Source organism: Pseudomonas putida group bacterium ESBL64 (genome assembly GCF_045277175.1).
In the GTDB taxonomy this organism is placed as follows: domain Bacteria; phylum Pseudomonadota; class Gammaproteobacteria; order Pseudomonadales; family Pseudomonadaceae; genus Aquipseudomonas; species Aquipseudomonas alloputida.
In genome coordinates this window covers 2,079,384-2,101,278 of sequence record NZ_CP145799.1, presented here as the reverse complement: position 1 = coordinate 2,101,278, position 21,895 = coordinate 2,079,384, and the positions used below count along the sequence as shown (strand labels likewise).

The 21,895-nt window shown below is 65.9% G+C and carries 5 protein-coding genes; 3 read left to right on the top strand and 2 right to left on the bottom strand.

Going from position 1 to position 21,895, the window contains the following annotated elements; genetic code table 11:
- Positions 1-46: 46 nt before the first annotated feature.
- Complete coding sequence (locus V6093_RS09550) at positions 47-796, top strand: DUF599 domain-containing protein (protein ID WP_003254200.1); 750 nt, start codon at positions 47-49, stop codon at positions 794-796.
- Between the two features lie 29 nt (positions 797-825).
- Here V6093_RS09550 and V6093_RS09545 read toward each other — a convergent pair whose 3' ends face one another.
- Both V6093_RS09545 and V6093_RS09540 read right to left on the bottom strand, forming a co-directional pair.
- Positions 826-1,368 carry a thiamine pyrophosphate-binding protein gene (locus V6093_RS09545; protein ID WP_144000334.1) on the bottom strand — a complete coding sequence of 181 codons (543 nt, stop codon included), beginning with the start codon at positions 1,366-1,368 and terminating at the stop codon, positions 826-828.
- Positions 1,365-2,561, bottom strand: coding sequence for a PepSY domain-containing protein (locus V6093_RS09540; protein WP_003254197.1), 1,197 nt, complete (start codon positions 2,559-2,561; stop codon positions 1,365-1,367). Before V6093_RS09540 ends, V6093_RS09545 begins: the two co-directional genes overlap by 4 nt.
- 248 nt (positions 2,562-2,809) lie before the next feature.
- Between V6093_RS09540 and V6093_RS09535 the strand changes: the two genes are divergently transcribed.
- Both V6093_RS09535 and V6093_RS09530 read left to right on the top strand, forming a co-directional pair.
- Positions 2,810-18,502, top strand: coding sequence for a non-ribosomal peptide synthase/polyketide synthase (locus V6093_RS09535; protein WP_406669781.1), 15,693 nt, complete (start codon positions 2,810-2,812; stop codon positions 18,500-18,502).
- Positions 18,502-21,891: a non-ribosomal peptide synthetase gene (locus V6093_RS09530; RefSeq protein WP_047603525.1), complete on the top strand. Its 3,390-nt coding sequence runs from the start codon at positions 18,502-18,504 to the stop codon at positions 21,889-21,891. Before V6093_RS09535 ends, V6093_RS09530 begins: the two co-directional genes overlap by 1 nt.
- Positions 21,892-21,895: the final 4 nt, after the last annotated feature.

Genomic DNA, 21,895 nt, shown 5'->3' with positions numbered 1-21,895 from the left:
ATCCGGTCCCTATCCTTTAGGCACATGGCCCTTTCGGTAACCCTGCATGAACTTCATCCAAAGCAACCTCAACAACCTGCTGGCCATCGCCTGGTTCGCCCTGTGCTGGGGTGGCTATACCCGCTATGCGATCTGGAAGGGGCGCGACACCGCGTGCCTGGCCAGTGTGCTGCACTTGTACCGCGAAGACTGGATGCGCCGCATGCTGCTGCGCGACAACCGCATCGCTGATGCCAGCGTGATCGGTAACCTGGAGCGCAACGCTTCGTTCTTTGCCTCCAGCACGCTGATCATTCTGGCTGGCATCCTCACCGTGCTCGGTGCCTCCGACCGGGCACTGTCGTTGCTGGCCGACCTGCCGCTGGTTCAGCAAACATCCCAGGGCATGTCGGAGATCAAGCTGCTGTGCCTGGCCATGGTATTTGTCTATGCCTTCTTCACGTTCAGCTGGTGCATGCGCCAATACAACTTTGCCGCCGTGCTGGTGGGGTCGGCGCCGATGATCGGTGAACGGCTGGTCAATGAGCTGGAGCGCAAGGCGTTCGCCTCCCGCGCGGCGCGGGTGCTGTCACTGGCCGCCAACCAGTTCAACTTCGGCCTGCGCTCGTATTACTTCGGCATGGCCATGCTGACCTGGTTCATCAGCCCTTGGCTATTCATGGTGGTGAGTGTGGGCGTGGTATTGATCCTGTACCGCCGGGAGTTCCATTCCGATGTACTGGAAGTGATGGTCTTCACGCCCACTGAAAGCGCCCCCACGGACGCGGGCAAGGAAAGCGCCGCTGGCAACGCTTGACCCGATCAGGGGGGGCGCCGCCGGGTTGTCTAGCGGCTGCCAACCTGCGCCTGCAGCCAGGCAACTGTCGCCGGCGAGGCCTGGCTGAGGGGGATCGAAGCCTGGTGCACGCTGCCATCCCAGCCTTCCATGGTGATCCACAATTCAGTGTTGGGTCGGGTCTTGGCCGGAACCGGGACGGAAGCGCCCATGCTGTAGGGTGAACCGAAGAAGATGCTCCCGGCCGCGCGCAGGCTGCGTGGCTTACCCACCCGCAGGTAGGTGGCCTTCACTTCGCCGATACAGTGGTTGCACAGCGCCGCACTGAAACTCTTGAAATACCCGGCCGGGCCTTCCTGGCGGGGCGCCGACGCACGGAATTCGGCCAGGCGCAGGCTCCATGGGCCCACTGCGACCACACCCGCCTCACGCTCACCCAGCCCGGCTTCACCTTTGAACAACGCCTGGTCGGCAAAATACCTGGGCATGAACCCCAAGGGGATGAGTATCAGCAGGATGTTCAGGTGAAAGCGCCATTTCAGCCACAGGCGGCGTGAGGCCGAAGGTGCGTCGGTGGTGGTGGCTCGGCTCATCGGGCGGTCTCCGGCAGGTGGGCGTCTTGCGCGGCGTTGGCCGTTGGTGCGCTGCGCGGCTTGCGTTTCAGTGCGGCTGCAGTGGCCTGTGCGGTGCGCTTGCTCCAGATCAACAGGCCGCTGAGCACCATCAAGGTCAGCACCAGGCCAAAAACGAACCAGATCATCTTGACCCACAGTCCGCCGAAGTCGCCTGTGTGCAACGGGCGCATGGATTCGGTGACGAACTCCAGCGACGTGCGATCATCCAGGGTGTGCGAGGTGGCGACCACGCCTGTGTACGGGTTGATGCTGGCGCTCTGGAACATCAGCGGGTACCAGCCGCGGCCACGGATGTTGAAGGTGTCATAGGCATTGCCGGGCAGGCGCACGAAGGATGCCTCGAAGCCGGGGATCTGCGCCTTCACCGTTTCGATGGCATGCTCCAGGCTGACCAGCCGGGGCGCTTCGCCAGCCTGCAGCAGCGGTACGTCCTCGCGGGCCACCACGGCGGGGACGTCGCGGCTTGAGATCGAGATGTGGTTGTCGGCCAGCAACGCCTGGATCAGGAACCAGGTGCCGGTGATCGCGATCACGGCAATGAACCAGATCGACCAGATACCGCTCAGGCGATGGAAGTCACCCCAGAAGATGCGCGCACCTTGGCGAAAGCGCAGGGTAGGTTTCAGAAAGCCTTTCCAGAAGCGCTTGTAGACGACCAGGCCGGTGACCAGCGAGGCAAGCATCGGCAAGCCCAGCAGCGAGACCAGGTACCACCCCCACGGGTAGCCGTTGCCGAAAGGTACCAGCCACCAGCCATGCAAGGCGCGAGTGAACTGGCGGAAGTCGAAGGAAGGGCTGATGCCCTGGATCTTCCCTGTATAGGGGTTCACGTAGAGGTTCTGGGTGGTGTTGTCCGGTTGCACCACCTGCACCTGCAGCGCGAAGTGCGACTCGTCCGGGCGCATGATGTATTGCACATCCAGATCGGGGCGGGCTTCACGCAGGGCCTTGAGCACCTGGTCGTAAGTCAGCAGTGGCGCATCATCGCTCGGCTTCGCCGCGCGTATCTCCGGTTTGGCCAGCCACACCAGCTCTTGGCTGACCACTGCCAGGGTGCCGGTGAAGCAGACGATCAGCACGAAGAACCAGATGGGCAGGGCCAGCCAGCTGTGAACCAGGAACCAGAGTTTCGAGCGTGACTTTTTGGACATAGGGGCCGGTGCCTTGTGGTTTGGGGGGCTTGCGCGTCGATCCCTCGCGGTATGAGGAAAATCCCGCCGGTACCCTTATGACGCGCGAGGGCAGGCAAACCGGAAAACCGTCTGTCATGGCGAACCCCAGGCCCCCGCTGAGCCTGCCTTTGCCGGTGGCCGTGACGGGTTAATTTTCCCGGTGTTCCATCCGTTTCGTAGGGATAGCCGAGTTGTTACTCGAAACCCATGTGCACGGATGAAACCCGATGAATGTTGAGAAGTCCCTGAAGCTCGCCCGCCGTTTCATTGAGCTGCCGGTGGAAAAGCGGCGGCTGTTTCTCGAAACCCTGGCCAGCGAGGGTATCGACTTTTCACAATTCCCGATCCCTGCGGACGTCGCCGTCGACGATCGCCATGCACTGTCCTATGCCCAGCAGCGCATGTGGTTTCTGTGGCAACTGGACCCACACGGTGCCGCCTACAACCTGCCCAGTGCGGTGGTGCTGAAAGGGGCGCTGGACACCTCGGCGGTACAGCGCGCGTTCGAGCAGGTACTGCAGCGTCACCAGGCCCTGCGTACTGTGTTCCAGACCCAGGGTGACGACGTGGTGCAAGTGGTGCAGCCAGCGGCCATCGTCATTGAAGAACACGACCTTCAGGCGCTGGCCGCCGAAGCCCGCGACGCCGCCGTCGCGCAGGCGGTGCGGGACGAAGCCGGTTTGCCCTTCGACCTCCAGCAGGGCCCGCTGTTTCGCGTACGCTTGTTGAAGCTGGCGGCACAGGAGCATGTGCTGCTGTTGACCCTGCACCATATCGTCGCCGACGGCTGGTCGATGAACGTGCTCATCCAGGAATTCGTCCACGGCTACGACGCCTTGGTTCGCGGGCAGGTGCCGGTGCTGCCTGAGTTGCCGATCCAGTACAGTGACTATGCGCTGTGGCAGCGGCGTTGGCTGGAGGCCGGGGAGCAGGCGCGACAGCTGGCTTACTGGCAGGCCAAGCTGGGCGACCAGCACCCGGTATTGCAGTTGCCTGCCGACTACCCGCGCCCGCTGCATGCCAGCCGCCAGGGCCAGCGCCTGCCCATCGCGGTGCCACAGGGCCTGAGCGAGCGCCTGGCGGGCCTGGCGCGTCAGCAAGGGGTCACCTTGTTCAGTGTGCTGTTGGCCGGTTTCAAGCTGCTTTTGCAACATTACAGTGGCCTGCAGGACATCCGTGTCGGGGTGCCGGTCGCCAACCGCAATCGCGAAGAAGTCGAGGGGCTGATTGGCGTATTCGTCAACACCCAGGTGTTGCGCACCGAGCTCGACCCGCAGATGTCCGTCGCCCAATTGCTGGGCGATATCCGCGAAACCACCCGCGCGGCCCAGAGCCACCAGGATTTGCCGTTCGAGCGTTTGGTCGAAGGCCTGCAAGTCGAGCGCAGCCTCAGCCACACGCCGTTGTTCCAGGTGTTGCACAACCATCAGGCGAACGTCGCCGACATCGGCGCCTTGCGCAGCGAATCAGGCCTTGAGCTGCACGTGCTGGAGCGTCACGAGCGCAGTGTCCAGTTCGAGCTCACCCTCGATACCGTGGAGCGCGATGGCCAGGTGCAGGCCGCCTTCACCTATGCCCGCGAATTGTTCGCCCCGGCCACCATCGAACGTATGGCGAGCCATTGGCTGAACCTGTTGCAGGCCATGGCCGCCGACCCGCTGGCGGCCATCGGCGATTTGCCGCTGCTGGGTGCCGGCGAGCGGCAGCGGCTGCTGCAGGCCAGCCAACCGGCCGCCAGCGAGTTCGCCGTCGACAACATACTTGCGCTGTTCGCCGCGCAGGTGGCGCAGCAGCCGCAGGCCCCGGCACTGGTGTTCGGCGACCGGCAGCTGAGCTATGCCGAACTCGATGCCGATGCCAACCGGCTGGCACACCAACTGATTGAGTGGGGCGTCGGGCCTGAAGTACGGGTGGGTATTGCAGTCGAACGGTCGGTGGAGATGATCGTTGGCCTGCTGGCCATCCTCAAGGCCGGCGGTGCCTATGTGCCGTTCGACCCCGAATACCCGCAAGAGCGGCTTGCCTACATGCTCGACGACAGCGGTGTTCAACTGCTGCTGACCCAGCAGGCGCTGCTGCCCCGTCTACCGCAGGACACACAAGTGCGCTACCTGGTGCTCGACCAGGCAGCAGAGGAGCTGGCGCGCTTCAGTACGACGGCTCCGCCTGCACAGCTGAATGCCGATACCCTGGCCTATGTCATCTATACCTCGGGCTCTACCGGGCGTTCGAAGGGTGTCACCATCAGCCATGGCGCCCTGGCCAACTACGTGCAGGCGGCCTTGCAGCGCCTGGCGCTGGGCCGGGTCGCGAGCATGGCGGTGGTTTCCACGCTGGCGGCCGACCTTGGCCATACCACCCTGTTCGGCGCACTGTGCAGCGGCAGCTGCCTGCATGTGATTGCCCTGGACATCAGCCTGGACGCCGAGCGTTTTGCCGCCTACATGCACGCACACGCCGTGGACGTGCTGAAAATTGTCCCTTCCCACCTGCAGGCATTGCTCGATGGCCCGCACCCGGCCCGGGCACTGCCGCAGCGTGCGCTGGTGCTGGGCGGCGAGGCTTGCCCCGCCGGGCTGATGGCACAACTGGCGCAGCTGGCCCCGCACTGCACGCTGTTCAACCATTACGGCCCAACCGAAACCACCGTGGGCGCGCTCGCTGATGCGGTCGAGGCGCCACCGGCGACGGGGCGTGCGCCGCTTGGGCGGCCGTTGGCCAACATGCAGGCTTATGTGCTGGACGCTTCGCTGCAACCGCTGAGCACCGGCTGCCAGGGCGAGTTGTATCTTGCCGGCGCAGGGGTGGCGCGAGGCTATCACCGCCGCGCGGCGATGACCGCCGAACGCTTCGTGCCCAACCCGTTCGGGGCCGCCGGTAGCCGCGTGTACCGAACCGGCGATCTGGCGCGGCAGTTGGCGAACGGCCAGGTCGATTACCTGGGGCGGGTCGACCATCAGGTGAAGATTCGCGGTTACCGCATCGAACTGGGTGAAATCACCGACACCCTCAAGCGCCAGCCCCGTGTGCACGACGCCGTGGCCGTTATCCACGGCACCGGCAGCGCGGCCCGTATCGTCGCCTACGTGGTGCCCGACAGCCAGGCCGACGCCCCGCAGGTGCTTGCCGACGTACAAGCGGCGCTGGCCAGGCAGTTGCCGGACTACATGCTGCCGAGCCGCTTCATGGCATTGCCCGGTATGCCACTGACACTCAACGGCAAGCTCGATTTACGCGCCTTGCCGGTGCCTGACGAAGGCCCGGCACAGGCCTACCGTGCCCCGCAGACAACCTTGCAACAGCAGTTGGCGCTGATCTGGCAGGACGTGCTGAACGTCGCCCAGGTAGGGCTTGATGACAACTTCTTCGCCTTGGGTGGGCATTCCCTGCTGGCGACGCAGATCATCGCCCGGGTCCGGCGCATCCTGGGGCGTGACGTGCCGTTGCGCAGCCTTTTCGAAAGCAACTCGCTGCAGGGCTTTGCCGAACAGGTACTGGGCGCTGGCGCGCAGCACGTCGAGCCGATCGCAGCGGTGCCGCGTGACCAGCCCCTGGTCGCGTCGCACGCCCAGCAGCGGCAATGGCTGTTCTGGCAGATGCAGCCGCACAGCACCGCCTACCACACACCTATGGTCGTGCGCCTGCGTGGCGAACTGGATCGTGCCGCATTGACCCAGGCCTTCGTGATCCTCTGCGAACGCCATGAAGCCTTCCGCACTACGTTCGTCGAGCGCGATGGCGTGTTGCTGCAGCGCATTCAGCCTGCGGGTGAATTACCGCTAACCTGGGACCGACTGCCAGCAACGGCCGAGCTGGCACAGATACAGGCTCAGGTACTGGCCGAGACCCAGCGGCTGTTCGACCTGGGCACCGGCCCGTTGTGGCGCGCCAAGGTGCTGCAGTTGGGCGAGCAGGACCAGTTGCTGGTGGTCACCTTGCACCACATCATTTCCGATGGTGGTTCGATGAGCGTGATGGTGCGTGAGTTCGTTGCCCTGTACCAGGCCTTGCACCGGGGCGAGGCGCCGGCATTGGCCAGGCTGCCGATCCAGTACGCCGATTACGCCGCCTGGCACAAGCACTGGCTCGACCAGGGCGAGCTCCAGCGCCAGCTGGACTACTGGCGCGGGCAGCTGGGAAGCGAGCAGCCCATCCTGGAACTGCCAATCGACCACCCGCGCAGCGCGCTGAAAGACCACCGGCTGGGGCGCGTCGCGTTCGCCCTGGACAGCGAACTGGCGCAGCGCTTGCGGCAGTTGGCGCGTGAGCATGAGCTGACCCTGTTCCAGCTGTTCCTCGGGGCTTTTGCCCTGTTGTTGCAACGCTACTGCGAACAACCCGATGTGCGCATCGGCATACCGGTGAGCAACCGCAGCCGGCAAGAGCTGGAAAACGTCCTGGGCTTTTTCGTCAATACCTTGGTCATGCGCGTCGAAGTCGACCCGGCCATGAGCGGCGCGGCGCTGCTCAGCCAGGTCAAGGCCACGGCGCTGGCCGGCCAGGCGCATCAGGACCTGCCGTTCGACCGCCTGGTCGAGGCCTTGAACCCGCAACGCTCGCTGGACCGCAACCCGCTGTTCCAGGTGATGTACAACCACCTCAGCATTGCCGGCCAGCAGGTGGGCAGCACCAGCCTGGCAGGTTTGCATGCCGAGGAAATGACCCTGCAGGGTGGCACCGCGCAATTCGACCTGACCCTGGAAACGCTGGAGACCGACGCGGCGATCAACGTGTCGTTCCTCTACGCTGCCGAGCTGTTCGAAGCCGCTACCCTGCAACGCATGGCTGAGCACTGGTGCAACTTGCTGCGCGGCCTGGCCGCCGACCCAGCCCAGGCTGTCGGCGAGCTGCCGTTGCTGGCGCCGCAGGAGCAGGCGGCCCTGTTGCAGGGCTGGCAACAGGCGGGGCTCGCGGCCGCGCCGGCGGCGGTCCACCAGCTGATTGCCGAACAGGCCCAGCGCCAACCGCAAGCGGTAGCGTTGCTGGTCGGCGACCAGCAACTGAGCTACGGCCAGCTCGAGGCCCGGGCCAACCAGCTGGCACACCGCCTGCGGGCGCTGGGTGTCGGCCCCGACGTGCTGGTGGGCATCGCCCTGGAGCGTTCGCTCGACATGGTTGTCGGTTTGCTGGGCATTCTCAAGGCCGGGGGCGCGTTCCTGCCGCTGGACCCGCAGTACCCGGCAGAGCGCCTGGCCTACATGATGCAGGACAGCGGCATCGACCTGTTGCTCAGTCACAGCCGGGTGCTGCCGGGCCTGGACGTGCAGGCCGGCATGCGTACGCTGCTGCTCGACCAACGGGTTGAGCAGCCGGGCGCCGAACATGCACCCACCGTGGCATTGAACCCACAGAACCTGGCCTACGTGATCTACACCTCGGGTTCTACCGGCCAGCCCAAAGGCGTTGCGGTCGCACACGGGCCGCTGGCCATGCACTGCCTGGCCACTGGCCAATGGTACGAAATGACCCCGGCGGACCGTGAGCTGCATTTCCTGTCGTTTGCCTTCGACGGTGCTCATGAACGCTGGCTGACCTCGCTGGTCATGGGGGGTAGCCTGCTGCTGCGCGACGATGAGCTGTGGAGCCCCGAGCGCACCTACGAGGAGATACGCCGGCATGGGGTGACCATGGCCGGATTCCCGCCGGCCTACCTGCAACAGCTGGCCGAGCATGCGGCGCATGCCGGTAACCCTCCACCGGTTCGTCTTTACAGCTTTGGCGGCGATGCCATGCCGCGGGCGACTTACGAGCGGGTGCAGCAAAGCCTGCAACCCCAGGTGATGATCAATGGGTATGGCCCCACCGAGACCGTGGTCACGCCGATGGTCTGGCGTACCCGCGCCGGGGATCATTGCGACAGCGCCTATGCACCGATCGGCCAGCCTGTCGGCGAGCGCAGTGCGTGTGTGCTGGACGCCGCCCTGGGCCTTCTGCCAGCAGGCGTGGCCGGGCAGCTGTACCTGGGCGGTGCCGGCCTGGCCCGCGGCTACCTGGGGCGCCCGGGGCTGACGGCCGAGCGCTTCGTGCCCGACCCGTTTGGCACCGAGGGTGCGCGCCTGTACCGCACCGGTGACCAGGTTCGCCTGCGCGCCGACGGGCAGTTCGATTACCTGGGGCGGATCGATAACCAGGTAAAAATCCGCGGCTTCCGTGTCGAACTGGGCGAAATCGAGGCGTGCCTGCTGGCCTGCGCCGAGGTGCGCGAGGCCGTGGTGGTAGCCGTCGACGGCCCAAGCGGCAAGCAGCTGGCGGCTTACCTGGTGCTGGCCGATAGCATTGCCGCACACGGGCCGGCCGAGCAGCGCGAGCAGCTGAAGGCGGCGCTGCGCCAGAGCCTGCCGGACTACATGCTGCCGACCCACTGGCTGGTGCTTGAGCAACTGCCGTTGCTGCCCAACGGCAAGCTCGACCGCAAAGCACTGCCGGCACCCGACTTCAGCGCCCTGCAGCAGGCCTACGTGGCGCCACGCAATGCCCTGGAGCAGCGTCTTGCCGCGTTGTGGCAGCGCGTGCTGAAGCTGCCGCAGGTGGGCGTGAGTGACAACTTCTTCGAGCTCGGGGGCGACTCGATCATCTCGATCCAGCTGGTCAGTCGGGCGCGTCAGGATGGCCTGCTGTTCAGTGCCCGTGATCTGTTCGAGCATCAGACCGTGGCCGCACTGGCCAGCGTTGCCCAGGTCGGCGCATGCGAGGTGCAAGCCGACCAGGGGCCGCTCAGTGGTGAGCAACTGCTGCTACCGGTGCACCAGCTGTTCTTTGCCCAGGAGATCCCGGCACGTCACCACTGGAACCAGTCGATCCTGCTTGAACCACGGCAGCCTTTGAACGCTGCTGACCTGGAGCAGGCCCTGCACGCCCTGGTCGAGCACCATGATGCCTTGCGCCTGAGCTTTGCGCCCGCCGATGACAGCTGGAAGGCGCGCTACCGCAGCCCTGCCCAGTGCGCCCAGGCGGCGCTGCTATGGCAGGCCGCGGTGGCCGACGAAGGTACGTTGCAAAGCTTGGTAGAGCAGGCGCAGCGCAGCCTTGACCTGGAAAACGGGCCATTGCTGCGTGCCTTGCTCGCAACGCTGGCGGACGGCAGCCAGCGCTTGCTGTTGGTCGTTCATCACCTGGTGGTGGATGGGGTGTCATGGCGCATCCTGCTGGAGGACCTGCAACAGGCCTACGCTGCCGTGCTTGCGGGTAACCAGCCGAACCTGCCCGCCAAGAGCCATTCCATGCAGGCATGGGCCAAGCGCTTGCAGGGGCATGCAGCGCACATGCAGGGCCAGCTTGGCTACTGGTGCGAGCAGTTGCAGGGGCGCGCCGCACTGCCGCGTCGGCAGGTCAGCGACCTGGCCGCAGCCAATCAGCAGTGCCACGCCCACACGGTTTACAGCCGCCTGGACCGGGCATGGACCGAGCGGCTGCTGCGCGAGGCGCCGGCCGCCTACCGCACACGGGTCAACGACCTGCTGCTGGCAGCCTTGGTGCGGGTGATTGCAGGCTGGACCGGGCGCGACGAAGTGTCGGTACTGCTGGAAGGTCATGGCCGTGAAGCGCTGTTCGACGACCTGGACCTCAGCCGCACGCTCGGCTGGTTCACCACGGTGTTCCCGCTGAAGCTGGCGGTGCCCAGCGAGCGTTCCCACACCTTGAAGCAGGTCAAGCAGCACCTGCACAGCATTCCCGACAACGGCATCGGTTTCGGGGTGCTGGGCCAATGGGGCAGCGCCGAGGCGCGCCAGCAACTGGGCCATGCACCGCTGCCGGAAATCACCTTCAACTACCTGGGCCAGTTCGATGGCAGCTTCGATCAGGCCGAAGCGCTGTTCGTGCCGGCCAAGGAAGACAAGGGCGCCGATCACGACGCGCAGGCGCCGCTGGGCAACCTGTTGAGCCTCAATGGCCAGGTGTACGGCGGTGAGCTGAGCCTGGGCTGGACGTTCAGTCGCGAACTGTTCGATAGCGCCACCCTTGAGCGCCTGGCCGCAGATTACACCCGCGAGTTGCAGGCGTTGATCGAGCACTGCTGCACACCGGGGGTGTGCGGTGTAACGCCGTCCGACTTCCCGCTGGCGCGCCTGTCGCAGACCCAGCTGGACCAACTGCCAGTGCCCGCGGCCGAGATCGCCGACCTCTATCCGCTGGCGCCGATGCAGCAGGGCATGCTGTTCCACGCCTTGTACGAGCAGCAGGCGGGGGATTACGTGAACCAGATGCGCGTCGATGTCGACGGCCTGGATGTCGAGCGTTTCCGCCGTGCCTGGGAGGCTGTACTGCAGCGCCACGATATCTTGCGCACGCAGTTCCACTGGGAACACGAGCAGGCCCTGCAGGTGGTACGCAAACACGTTGAACTGCCGTTCGTGGTGCACGACTGGCAGGGGCGCGAAGGCCTTGAGGCTGCCCTTGAGCAACTGGCACTCGACCAGCGCCAGCAGGGCTTCGACCTCAGCCAGGCGCCGTTGCTGCGCCTGGCGCTGGTGCGCACCGGTCCGGCCCGACAGCACTTGCTCTATACCAGCCATCACATCCTCATGGATGGCTGGAGCAACTCCCAGCTGTTGGGCGAAGTGCTGCACCAGTACGCCCTGCTGGGCGACGGTCAGCCCTCGGCATTGCCACCGGTCACCAGCCGCTACAGCGATTACATCGGCTGGCTGGGCCGGCAGGACGCCGCTGCCGGTGAAGCGTTCTGGAAAGACTGTCTGCGCGACCTGCAAGGGCCCACCCGCCTGGCGCAGGCCATTGCCTACGAGGCCCAGGCCGAAGCCGGGCAGGGCTACGCCGAGCATGTGCAGGTGATCGATGCCGCCACCACCGGGCAGCTGGTGGCACTGGCGCGCCAACACAAGGTCACCCTCAACACCTTGCTGCAGGGTGCCTGGCTGTTGCTGCTGCAACGCTATACCGGGCAGGACAGCGTCACGTTCGGGGCCACGGTTGCCGGGCGCCCGGCGGCGCTCAAGGGCATCGAGCAGCAGGTGGGCCTGTTCATCAACACCTTGCCGGTCACTGCCAGCCCGGCCCCGCAGCTGCCGTTCGCGCAATTCCTGCAGCAGTTGCAGGCGCAGAACGTGGCCATGCGCGAGTTCGAACACACCCCGCTGTTCGACATCCAGCGCTGGAGCGGGCAGGGCGGCGAGGCCCTGTTCGACAACATCCTGGTCTTCGAGAACTACCCGGTTTCTGAAGCGCTGCAGCAGGGTGCCCCGGCAGGCTTGAGCTTCGGCGAGGTCTACAGCCGCGAACAGACGCATTACCCGCTGACCTTGTCGATCAGCCAAGGGCAGACCTTGCAGTTGCACTACAGCCATGCGCTGGAGCATCTGCAGCGCCCGGCGCTGGCTGCGCTGGCGGACAACTTCCAGCATGTGCTGCAGCAGTGTCTGAGCTTGCCGCTGGACAGCTGCCTGGGCGCGTTCTGCCTGGTAGCCCCTGCCACCCGCGAAGGGCTGTTGCAGCACGTCAACCAAACGGCTGCCGAATACCCGCTGCAGCACAGTTATGCCGAGCTGTTCGAAGCGCAGGTGGCCCGTACCCCACAGGCGGTCGTTGCGCGCTGCGGCGACCGGCAGTACAGCTACAGCGAGCTCAACCGCCGTGCCAACCGTGTGGCCCATGGGCTGATTGCGCTGGGGGTCGGGCCTGACCAGCCAGTGGCATTGCTGGCGCAGCGCAGCCTTGAGCTGCTGGGCATGATGGTGGGCACCTTCAAGGCCGCCGCCGGCTACCTGCCACTGGACCCTGGCCTGCCACAACAACGCCTGAGCCATATCGTCGCCTTGAGCCGCACCCCGGTGTTGCTCTGCACCGAGGCGTGCCAGGCGCAGGCCGAGGCTTTGCTGGACGCACTGGACGAAGCACGGCGGCCGCAGCTGCTGGTGCTGGAAGCACTCGACCGGCCTGGCAGCGCCGAGCACGATCCGCAGCGCTACAGTGGCCCGCAGCACCTGGCGTACGTGATCTACACCTCGGGCTCGACTGGGCAGCCCAAAGGGGTGATGGTCGAGCAGGCGGGCATGCTCAACAACCAACTGAGCAAGGTGCCTTACCTGGGCCTGGGGCCGGACGACGTGATCGCCCAGACCGCGTCGCAGAGCTTCGACATCTCCGTGTGGCAGTTCCTTGCAGCGCCACTGTTTGGCGGCTGTGTACAGATTGTGCCAAACGAGCTGGCCCATGACCCTGAAGCCTTGCTGCAGCACGTGCGCGAGCAGCGCATCAGTGTGCTCGAGAGTGTGCCGTCGTTGATCCAGGGTATGTTCCAGGCCCCGGCCATTGCCGTGCCGTCGCTGCGCTGGATGCTGCCCACTGGCGAAGCGCTGGCGCCGGAGCTCGCTCGTCAATGGTTGCAGCGCTATCCCGATGTCGGGCTGGTCAATGCCTATGGGCCGGCCGAATGTTCCGATGACGTGGCGTTCTTCCGCGTCGACCTGGCGAGCACGCAAGGCGTGTACCTGCCCATTGGCAGCCCCACCGACAACAACCGCCTGTATGTGCTGGACGCCGCGCTGGAGCTGGCGCCGCTGGGCGTCACCGGAGAGCTGTGCGTGGCAGGAACCGGCGTGGGCCGTGGCTATGTCGGCGACCCACTGCGTACTGCCCAGGCCTTTATTCCGCACCCTTGCGGGGCGCCCGGCGAGCGCCTGTACCGCACTGGCGACCTGGCCCGGCGCCGTGCCGACGGCGTGCTGGAATACGTCGGCCGGGTCGATCACCAGGTCAAGATCCGCGGTTTCCGTATCGAGCTGGGCGAAATCGAAGCCGCGTTGCTCGACAGCGATCAGGTACGCGAGGCGGTGGTGATGGCCCAGCCCGGCGCCAACGGGCCGCAGTTGGTGGCCTATTGCGTGGCGGATGACGCTGTGGCTGCCGACGCGCTCAAGCAACAGCTCAAAGCCAGCCTGAAAGCCCGTCTGCCCGACTACATGGTACCCGTGCACTGGGTGCTGATGGCGCGCCTGCCGTTGACGCCGAACGGCAAGGTAGACCGCAAGGCGCTGCCGCTGCCGGACATGAGTCAGGCACGCCAGGCCTATGTTGCCCCGCGCAGTGAACTGGAGCAGCAGCTGGCCGCGATCTGGCAGGACGTGCTCAAGCTTGAGCAGGTGGGGCTGGACGACAACTTCTTCGAACTGGGTGGCGATTCGATCGTTTCCATCCAGGTGGTCGGGCGCGCCCGCCAGGCCGGCATCGCCTTCAGCCCCAAAGATGTTTTCGAGCAGCAGACGGTGCAGGGCCTGGCGCGTGTCGCTCGGCTGGGGGCCGCTCAGCAGCAGATCGACCAGGGCCCGGTCAGCGGTGAGCTGCACCTGCTGCCGGCCCAGGCCGAATTCTTCGCGCTGGCTATTCCCGAGCGCCATCACTGGAACCAGTCGGTGCTGCTGGACGCCCTGCAGCCGCTGGATGCCGACCGGCTGGAACACGCCCTGCACCAGTTGGTGGTACACCATGACGGCTTGCGCCTGAAGTTCGACGAAAGCGAACAGGGCTGGCGCGCCAGCTTCGGCGAAGCGCACGTGCGCCACGCGCTGTTGTGGCAGCGTGACTGTGCCGATGCGCAGGCGCTAGAGGCATTGTGCGACCAGGCCCAGGCCAGCCTGTGCCTGGGCAGCGGCGACCTGGTGCGTGCGGTGCTGGTAACGCAACCGGGCGAGTGCCAGCGCTTGTTGCTGGTGATCCATCACCTGTTGGTCGACGGGGTGTCCTGGCGAATCCTGCTGGAAGACTTGCAGCGTGCCTATCGTCAATGCGTGGCGGGCCAAACGGTGGTGCTGCCGGCCAAGACCAGTTCGCTCAGGGACTGGGCCGGGCAGTTGCAAGCCTATGCTGGCAGCGCAGGGCTTGGCAGCGAGCTGGCGTACTGGCAGGCGCAGTTGCAGCACGACCACGCCGAGCTGCCCTGCGACCACCCGGGTGCCGGGCAACAACGCCGACGTGCGCGCACGGTCAGCACGCAACTTGACCGCGAAGTGACCCGGCAGCTTCTGCAAGAGGCTCCGGCCACCTATCGTACTCAGGTCAACGACTTGCTGCTGACTGCGCTGGCGCGCGTGGTGGGTCGCTGGAGCGGCCAGGCCGCGACGCTGATTCAGTTGGAAGGGCATGGCCGCGAAGAACTGTCCGCCGACCTTGACCTCAGCCGAACCGTCGGCTGGTTCACCAGCCTGTACCCGGTGTGCCTGCGCGTCGAGGGCGAGCTGGGCGCGTCGATCAAGCAGGTCAAGGAGCAGTTGCGCGCCATCCCCAACAAAGGCCTGGGTTACGGTGTGCTGCGTTACCTTGGCAGTGACGAGCAGCGTCAGGCCCTGCAAGGCCTGGCAACACCACGCATCACCTTCAACTACCTGGGGCAGTTCGACGCCAGCTTCGATGGCGCCGGTGATGCCTTGCTGCAACCTTCCCGGCTGGGCGTCGGCGCCGAGCAGAGCGCTGACGCGCCGCTGGAAAACTGGCTCAGCCTCAATGGCCAGGTCTATGGCGGCGAGCTGCGCATGGGCTGGACGTTCAGCCTCGACCTGTTCGATGAACAGACCGTGCAACGCCTGGCGGACGATTACGGGCGCGAGCTGCGCAGCCTGGTCGAGCATTGCCTGCAGGCCAACGAGGCCGGTGAACAGGGCATGACACCTTCGGACTTCCCGCTGGCGGGCCTGAGCCAGGCCCAGCTCGATGCGTTGCCGGTACCGGCGGCGCAAGTCGAAGACATCTACGCGCTGTCGCCGATGCAGCAAGGCATGCTGTTCCACTCGCTGTACGAGCAGGGCAGCGGTGACTACATCAACCAGATGCGTGCCGATGTGCAGGGGCTGGATGCCGAACGCCTGCGGGCCGCCTGGCAGGCAGTCTACGACCGTCACGAGGTGCTGCGCGCCAGTGTGCTGTGGCAGGGCCAGCAGCAACCGTTGCAGGTGATCCACAAGCACCTGGCCGTGGCGCTGGTGTACCAGGATTGGCGCGAGCGGCGGGAGCTGCCCACCGCGCTCGACCAGTTGGCCAACGCCGAACGCCTGCGCGGGTTCGACCTGGGCAAGGCGCCGCTGCAGCGCATCCAGGTCATCCGCATTGGCGACGATCGCTACCACCTGATCGATACCAACCACCACATCCTCATGGACGGTTGGAGCTATTCGCAGCTGCTGGGGGAGGTACTCGAACAATACGGCGCCCAGGCCCGCGGCGAGCCTCGCCCAGCGGCGCCGGCAGGGCGCTACCGCGATTACATCGGCTGGTTGCAGCGCCAGGATGCGCAGGCCAGCGAGCAGTTCTGGAAAGCCCGCCTGGCGGACCTGGAACAGCCCACACTGCTCAGCCGCAGCCTGGCGACCGGCCAGCCATTGGCCGAAGCCGACGTGGCCGGGCAGGGGCAGGTTGTCTTGCTGCGTGATCGCCAGCAAACCCGCCAGCTCAGCGATTTTGCCCGGCAGCACAAGGTCACGCTCAACACCTTGATGCAAGGGGCCTGGTTGTTGCTGTTGCAGCGTTATACCGGGCAGGCGGCGGTCGCATTCGGTGTCACCGTAGCAGGCCGTCCTGCCGAGCTGCGCGGCGTCGAAGCGCACATCGGGCTGTTCATCAACACCTTGCCAGTGGTTGCCAGCCCGCGCCCGGAACAACCCGTGGTGCAATGGCTGCAAGCGTTGCAAAGCCTCAACCTGCAATTGCGTGAACACGAACACACGCCATTGTTCGAGATCCAGCGCTGGGCCGGTCACGGCGGCGAGGGGCTGTTCGACAGCATCATGGTGTTCGAGAACTACCCGGTCTCGGAGATCCTCCAGCAAACGGCACCCGAGGGGCTGCGTTTCGATGCAGTGCACAACCATGAGCAGGCCAACTACCCATTGACCCTGGCGGTCAACCAGGGCGAGACGCTGTCGGTGACCTTCGGCTACGACCGTGGCTGTTTCGCTGCCGTGCAGGTCGAGCAACTGGCTGGCCACCTGCGACAGTTGCTGGAGCAGATTGTCGAGGCCTCGGCGCACCAGGCGCTGGGCAGCCTGACGCTGCTCGATGCGCAACAGCAGCAGGCCACCTTCGCCCAGTGGAACCCGGCCCCCGCCGAGCACTCGGCCGACCAGGCCCTGCACAGCCGGATCGAGGCCCAGGTGCAGCGCACCCCCGATGCCATCGCCGTCACCTGCGAGGGCCAGGCCCTGAGCTATGCCCAGCTCAACCAGCGTGCCAACGCCCTGGCGCGGCGCCTGGTCGACGACGGGGTCGGGCCCGACGTGCTGGTCGGCCTGGCTGCCGAGCGCTCGCTGGACATGGTCGTTGGCATCTTCGCCATCCTCAAGGCTGGCGGTGCCTATGTGCCGCTGGACCCGGCCTACCCGGCCGACCGTTTGGCCTACATGATCGAAGACAGCGGCCTGCAGCGCGTGCTGGCCCAGCCCCAGGTGCTGGCCAGCCTGCCGGTGCCGGCAGGCGTGCGCGTGCTCAGCCTGGCAAGCAACGATGACAGCAGCCAGGCCGACCCGCTGGCCTGCTCGCCGGTCACGGTCAGCCCGGACAACCTCGCCTACGTGATCTACACCTCCGGTTCCACCGGCAAGCCCAAGGGCGTGCTGCTGCCGCAGCGCAACGTGCTGCGCCTGTTCACGGCCACCGACGCCGACTTCCGCTTCGGCAGCGACGACGTGTGGAGCCTGTTCCACTCCTATGCCTTCGACTTCTCGGTGTGGGAAATCTTCGGCGCCCTGCTGTACGGCGGGCGCCTGGTGATTGTGCCGCAGCACACCAGCCGTTCACCCGAGGCCTTCTACCAGTTGCTGGCCGATGAACAGGTCACGGTGCTGAACCAGACCCCGTCGGCGTTCAAGCAACTGATGGCGGTGGCCACCACGGCCGAGCCGCAGCGGCCACTGGCACTGCGCAGCGTGGTGTTCGGGGGCGAGGCGCTGGACGTCAACAGCCTGGCACCGTGGTTCGAACGCTTCGGCGACCGCCAGCCGCAGCTGGTGAACATGTACGGCATCACCGAAACCACCGTGCATGTCAGCTACCGGCCGCTGTCGCTGGCTGACCTGGGCAAGGCGGCCAGCAGCCCGATGGGCGTGCCGATCCCCGACCTGTCCTGGTATGTGCTCGACGGCGACCTGAACCCGGTAGCCAAAGGCTGCATCGGCGAGCTGTACGTGGGCCGCGCCGGCCTGGCGCGCGGCTACCTCAAGCGCAGCGACCTGAGCGCCACGCGCTTCGTGCCGGACCCGTTCGGTGCCCCTGGCGGGCGCCTGTACCGCACCGGTGACCTGGCGCGCTACCACGCCGACGGGGTGATCGAATACGCCGGGCGCATCGACCACCAGGTGAAGATCCGCGGCTTCCGCATAGAGCTGGGTGAGATCGAAGCCCGCCTGCAGGCCCAGCCGCAGGTGCGCGAGGCCCTGGTGCTGGCCCAGGAAGGCGCGACCGGCCAGCAGCTGGTGGCCTACCTGATCCCCGCTGCCGAGGTAGCGCTGGAGCAGCAGGCCGGGCTGCGCGCGCAGCTGCGCGAACAGCTGAAGGAAGCGCTGCCGGACTACATGGTCCCGGCGCACCTGCTGCTGCTCGACCGGTGGCCGCTGACAGCCAACGGCAAGCTCGACCGCAAGGCCTTGCCCAAGGCCGATGCCAGCCTGTTGCAGCAAGGTTATCGCGCCCCAGGCAGTGAGCTGGAACAGCAGCTGGCAGCCATCTGGCAGGACGTGCTCAAGCTTGAGCAAGTAGGCCTGGACGATCACTTCTTCGAGCTGGGCGGCCACTCGCTGCTGGCCGTGAGCGTGGTATCGCGGGTGCAACTGGAACTCGGCCTGAGCCTGACCCCGCAACTGATTTTCCAGCACCCGACCCTGGCGAGCTTCGCCGAACAGCTGGCCCAGGCATCTGCGCCGGCGGACACACAAACACTCAGCAAGCTGTCGGCTCTGCTGGACGAAATGGAGGAGGTGTGATGGACACCGCAGTCGCCACGAAAATTGCTCAGCGCTTCATCAATCTGCCGCTGGAAAAGCGTCGCCAATACCTGCAGAAAATGCTTGAAGAGGGCGTATCCCCGGCGAACCTGCCCATTCCGCTGGTGCGCGACGACACCACCGTGGTGCCGTTGTCGTTTGCCCAGGAGCGCCAATGGTTCCTGTGGCAGATGGAGCCTCAGGGCACTGCCTACAACATCGGGGTCAGCCTGCGCCTGCATGGCCCGCTGAACCTGCAGGCCTTGCAAGGCAGTTTTGATGCGCTGCTGGCGCGGCACGAGAGCTTGCGCACCACGTTCACCCATGACAGCCGCGACGGTGGCCCACGCCAGCAAATCGCCCCACAGCTGACGGTGGCGATCGAATGCCGTGAGCGCGGTGTGGGCGATGAGCAGGCGCAGATTCAGGCCTTTGTCGAAGCCCACCGGGAGCAGCCGTTCGACCTGCAACATGGCCCCGTGTTGCGCGTGGCGTTGCTGCGCCTGGCGGCCGAGGACCATGTGTTCAGCCTGGTGGTGCACCACATCGCCGCTGACGGCTGGTCGCTGAAGGTCATGGTCGATGAACTGCTGCAGGGTTACAGTGCCTGCTGCCAAGGGCATGCCGTGGCTGTTCGGCCGCTGCCCATCCAGTACGCCGACTATGCCATCTGGCAACGGCGCTGGATGGAGGCCGGTGAGCGCGAGCGGCAGCTGGCCTATTGGCAAGCGCAGTTGGGTGGCCAGCAGCCGGTGCTGGAACTGCCCACCGATCGGCCCCGCCCGGGGCTGATGAGCTACCGCGGCGCACGGCATGACTTCAGCTTGCCGGCCGAACTGTGCCAACGCCTGCAAGACCTGGCCCGCCACGAAGGGGTGACCTTGTTCGTGCTGTTGCTGGCTGCGTTCCAGGCCTTGCTGCAGCGCTACAGCGGGCAGCAGGATATTCGCGTGGGTGTGCCCATCGCCAACCGCAACCGGGTAGAAACCGAAGGGTTGATCGGGTTTTTCGTCAACACCCAGGTGCTGCGCGCGCAAATCGAGCCGCAGCAGACCTTCCGCGCGCTGTTGCAGCAAGCCCGCCAGGCCGCCAGCGACGCCCAGGCCCATCAAGAGCTGCCGTTCGAACAACTGGTCGAAGCCTTGCAGCCGGGGCGTAGCCTGAGCCACAGCCCGTTGTTCCAGGTCATGTTCAACCACCAGCGCCAGGGCAATGGCCAGCAGGCCGCCAGCGACACAGCGCTGCGTATCGAGGCTTTGCCTGGTGAAACGCGCACCGCGCCGTTTGACCTCACCCTGGAAACCTTCGAAGCGCCAGGGCAGATCGGCGCTTCTTTCAACTACGCCACCGATCTGTTCGATGTCACCACCATAGCGCGAATGGCCGGGCACTGGCTGCAATTGCTGGACGGCATCGTGGCCGACGCGGGTCAGCGAATCGCTGCGTTGCCACTGCTCAGCGACCTCGAGCTGGACGTGATCGGCCAGGCCTGGAATGACACGGCGGTGCCGGTTGCCGACGCCTGTATCCAGCACATGATCGAGCAGCGTGCCCATGCCACACCGCATGCACCGGCCTTGCAGTTCGAAGACCAGACGCTGAGCTACCAGCAACTCAACGAACACGCCAACCGCCTGGCCTGGCGCCTGATCGAAGGCGGCGTAGGGCCGGACGTCAAAGTCGGGGTGGCCCTCGAACGCTCGCCACAGATGCTCGTCGCCTTGCTGGCCGTGCTCAAGGCCGGGGGTGCCTATGTACCGCTGGACCCCCACTACCCGGACGAGCGGCTGGCCTACATGATGGAGGACAGCGGCATCAGGCTGCTGCTGACCCAACCGTCGCTCCAGGCACGCCTGCCGATACCGGCCACGGTCCAGTGCCTGTTGCTGGCGCCCGAGCACCCGCTGGGCAGTGGCTGCAACGCGGCAGCCTACAGTGTGCACAACCCGCAGCCGCAGCTGTCGGCCGAGCACCTTGCCTACATGATCTACACCTCGGGCTCCACCGGCAGGCCCAAAGGGGTGATGGTGCCCCACGGCGCGCTGGTCAACTTCATCGCCAGCATGGCCAAGGCGCCGGGGCTGGCTACCGGCGACCGCCTGTTGTCCTTGACCACGTTCTCGTTCGATATCTTCGGGCTGGAGTTGTACTTGCCGCTGGTGCAGGGCGCCTGCGTGGTCCTGGCCGGTCCGGATACTGCACAGGACCCGCAGCGGGTGCTGGAGCTGGTAGCGCAGCAGTCAGTGACCGTGCTGCAGGCCACCCCTTCGACCTGGCGCATGCTGCTAGACAGCGGCCGCGGCGAGGTGCTGGCCGGCTGCACGAAGCTGTGTGGCGGCGAAGCGCTGAGCGATGACCTGGCCCAGCGGCTGCTGGCCTTGGGCGGGCCGTTGTGGAACCTGTACGGGCCGACCGAAACCACCATCTGGTCGGCGCTGCACTGCTTGCAGCCCGCCAGGCCGCAGGCATTGCTAGGCAGGCCAGTGGACAATACCCGGCTCTACCTGCTGGGTGAGGACCTGGCGCCAGTGCCTGTTGGCGTTGCCGGCGAGCTGCTGATTGGCGGGGCGGGCCTGGCGCGCGGGTATTACCAGCGGCCAGGGCTGACCGCCGAGCGTTTCGTCCCCGACCCGTTCGCCGGGAGCGGTGAACGGCTTTACCGCACCGGCGACCTGGCGCGTTACCGGGCCGAGGGTGTGGTGGAATACCTCGGGCGAATCGACCAGCAAGTGAAGATGCGTGGCTACCGCATCGAACTCGGTGAAATCGAGGCACAACTGGCGCGTCATCCGGCCATTCGCGAAGCGGCGGTAGTCGCCCGGCCGGGGCCTGGTGGCCAGCAGCTGGTGGCTTACCTGGTGCCGCAGGACGTGGCCGTGGTCGACGATGCGCAAACGCGGGAGGCACTGGGCGAGGCGCTGAAGCGGCAACTGCGCAGCGCGTTGCCGGAGTACATGGTGCCGACCTGGACGACGTTCGTCGCAACCTTCCCCCACACCCCCAATGGCAAGCTTGACCGCAACCGCCTGCCAGCCCCTGACCTGAGTGTCGCCCGGGTGGCCTACCTGGCACCGCAGAGCGAACTGCAGCAGCAAGTGGCGCAGATCTGGCAGGAGGTGCTGCACGTCGATCAGGTCGGCCTTGCCGACAACTTCTTCGACCTCGGCGGGCATTCGCTGCTGGCCACCCAGGTCACCGTGCGCCTGCGTGAGCAGTTGAAGCTGGAAACAGCGGTCAAGGCGCTGTTCACCACCCACGACCTGCAAACCTACTGCGCCGAGATCGCTGGTGCTCAGCCGCACACCCAGGCGGTCAACGATGCCTTGGCTAAATCCTTGGAGGCCCTCAAACGTCTATCAGCCGAAGATCTGGAAAATCTGATCTCTTGACAGG

Bases quoted from the DNA above. Each gene is read 5' to 3' on its own strand.
- V6093_RS09550 (WP_003254200.1), top strand. From the start codon at position 47: ATGAACTTCATCCAAAGCAACCTCAACAACCTGCTGGCCATCGCCTGG.
- V6093_RS09545 (WP_144000334.1), bottom strand. From the start codon at position 1,368: ATGAGCCGAGCCACCACCACCGACGCACCTTCGGCCTCACGCCGCCTG.
- V6093_RS09540 (WP_003254197.1), bottom strand. From the start codon at position 2,561: ATGTCCAAAAAGTCACGCTCGAAACTCTGGTTCCTGGTTCACAGCTGG.
- V6093_RS09535 (WP_406669781.1), top strand. From the start codon at position 2,810: ATGAATGTTGAGAAGTCCCTGAAGCTCGCCCGCCGTTTCATTGAGCTG.
- V6093_RS09530 (WP_047603525.1), top strand. From the start codon at position 18,502: ATGGACACCGCAGTCGCCACGAAAATTGCTCAGCGCTTCATCAATCTG.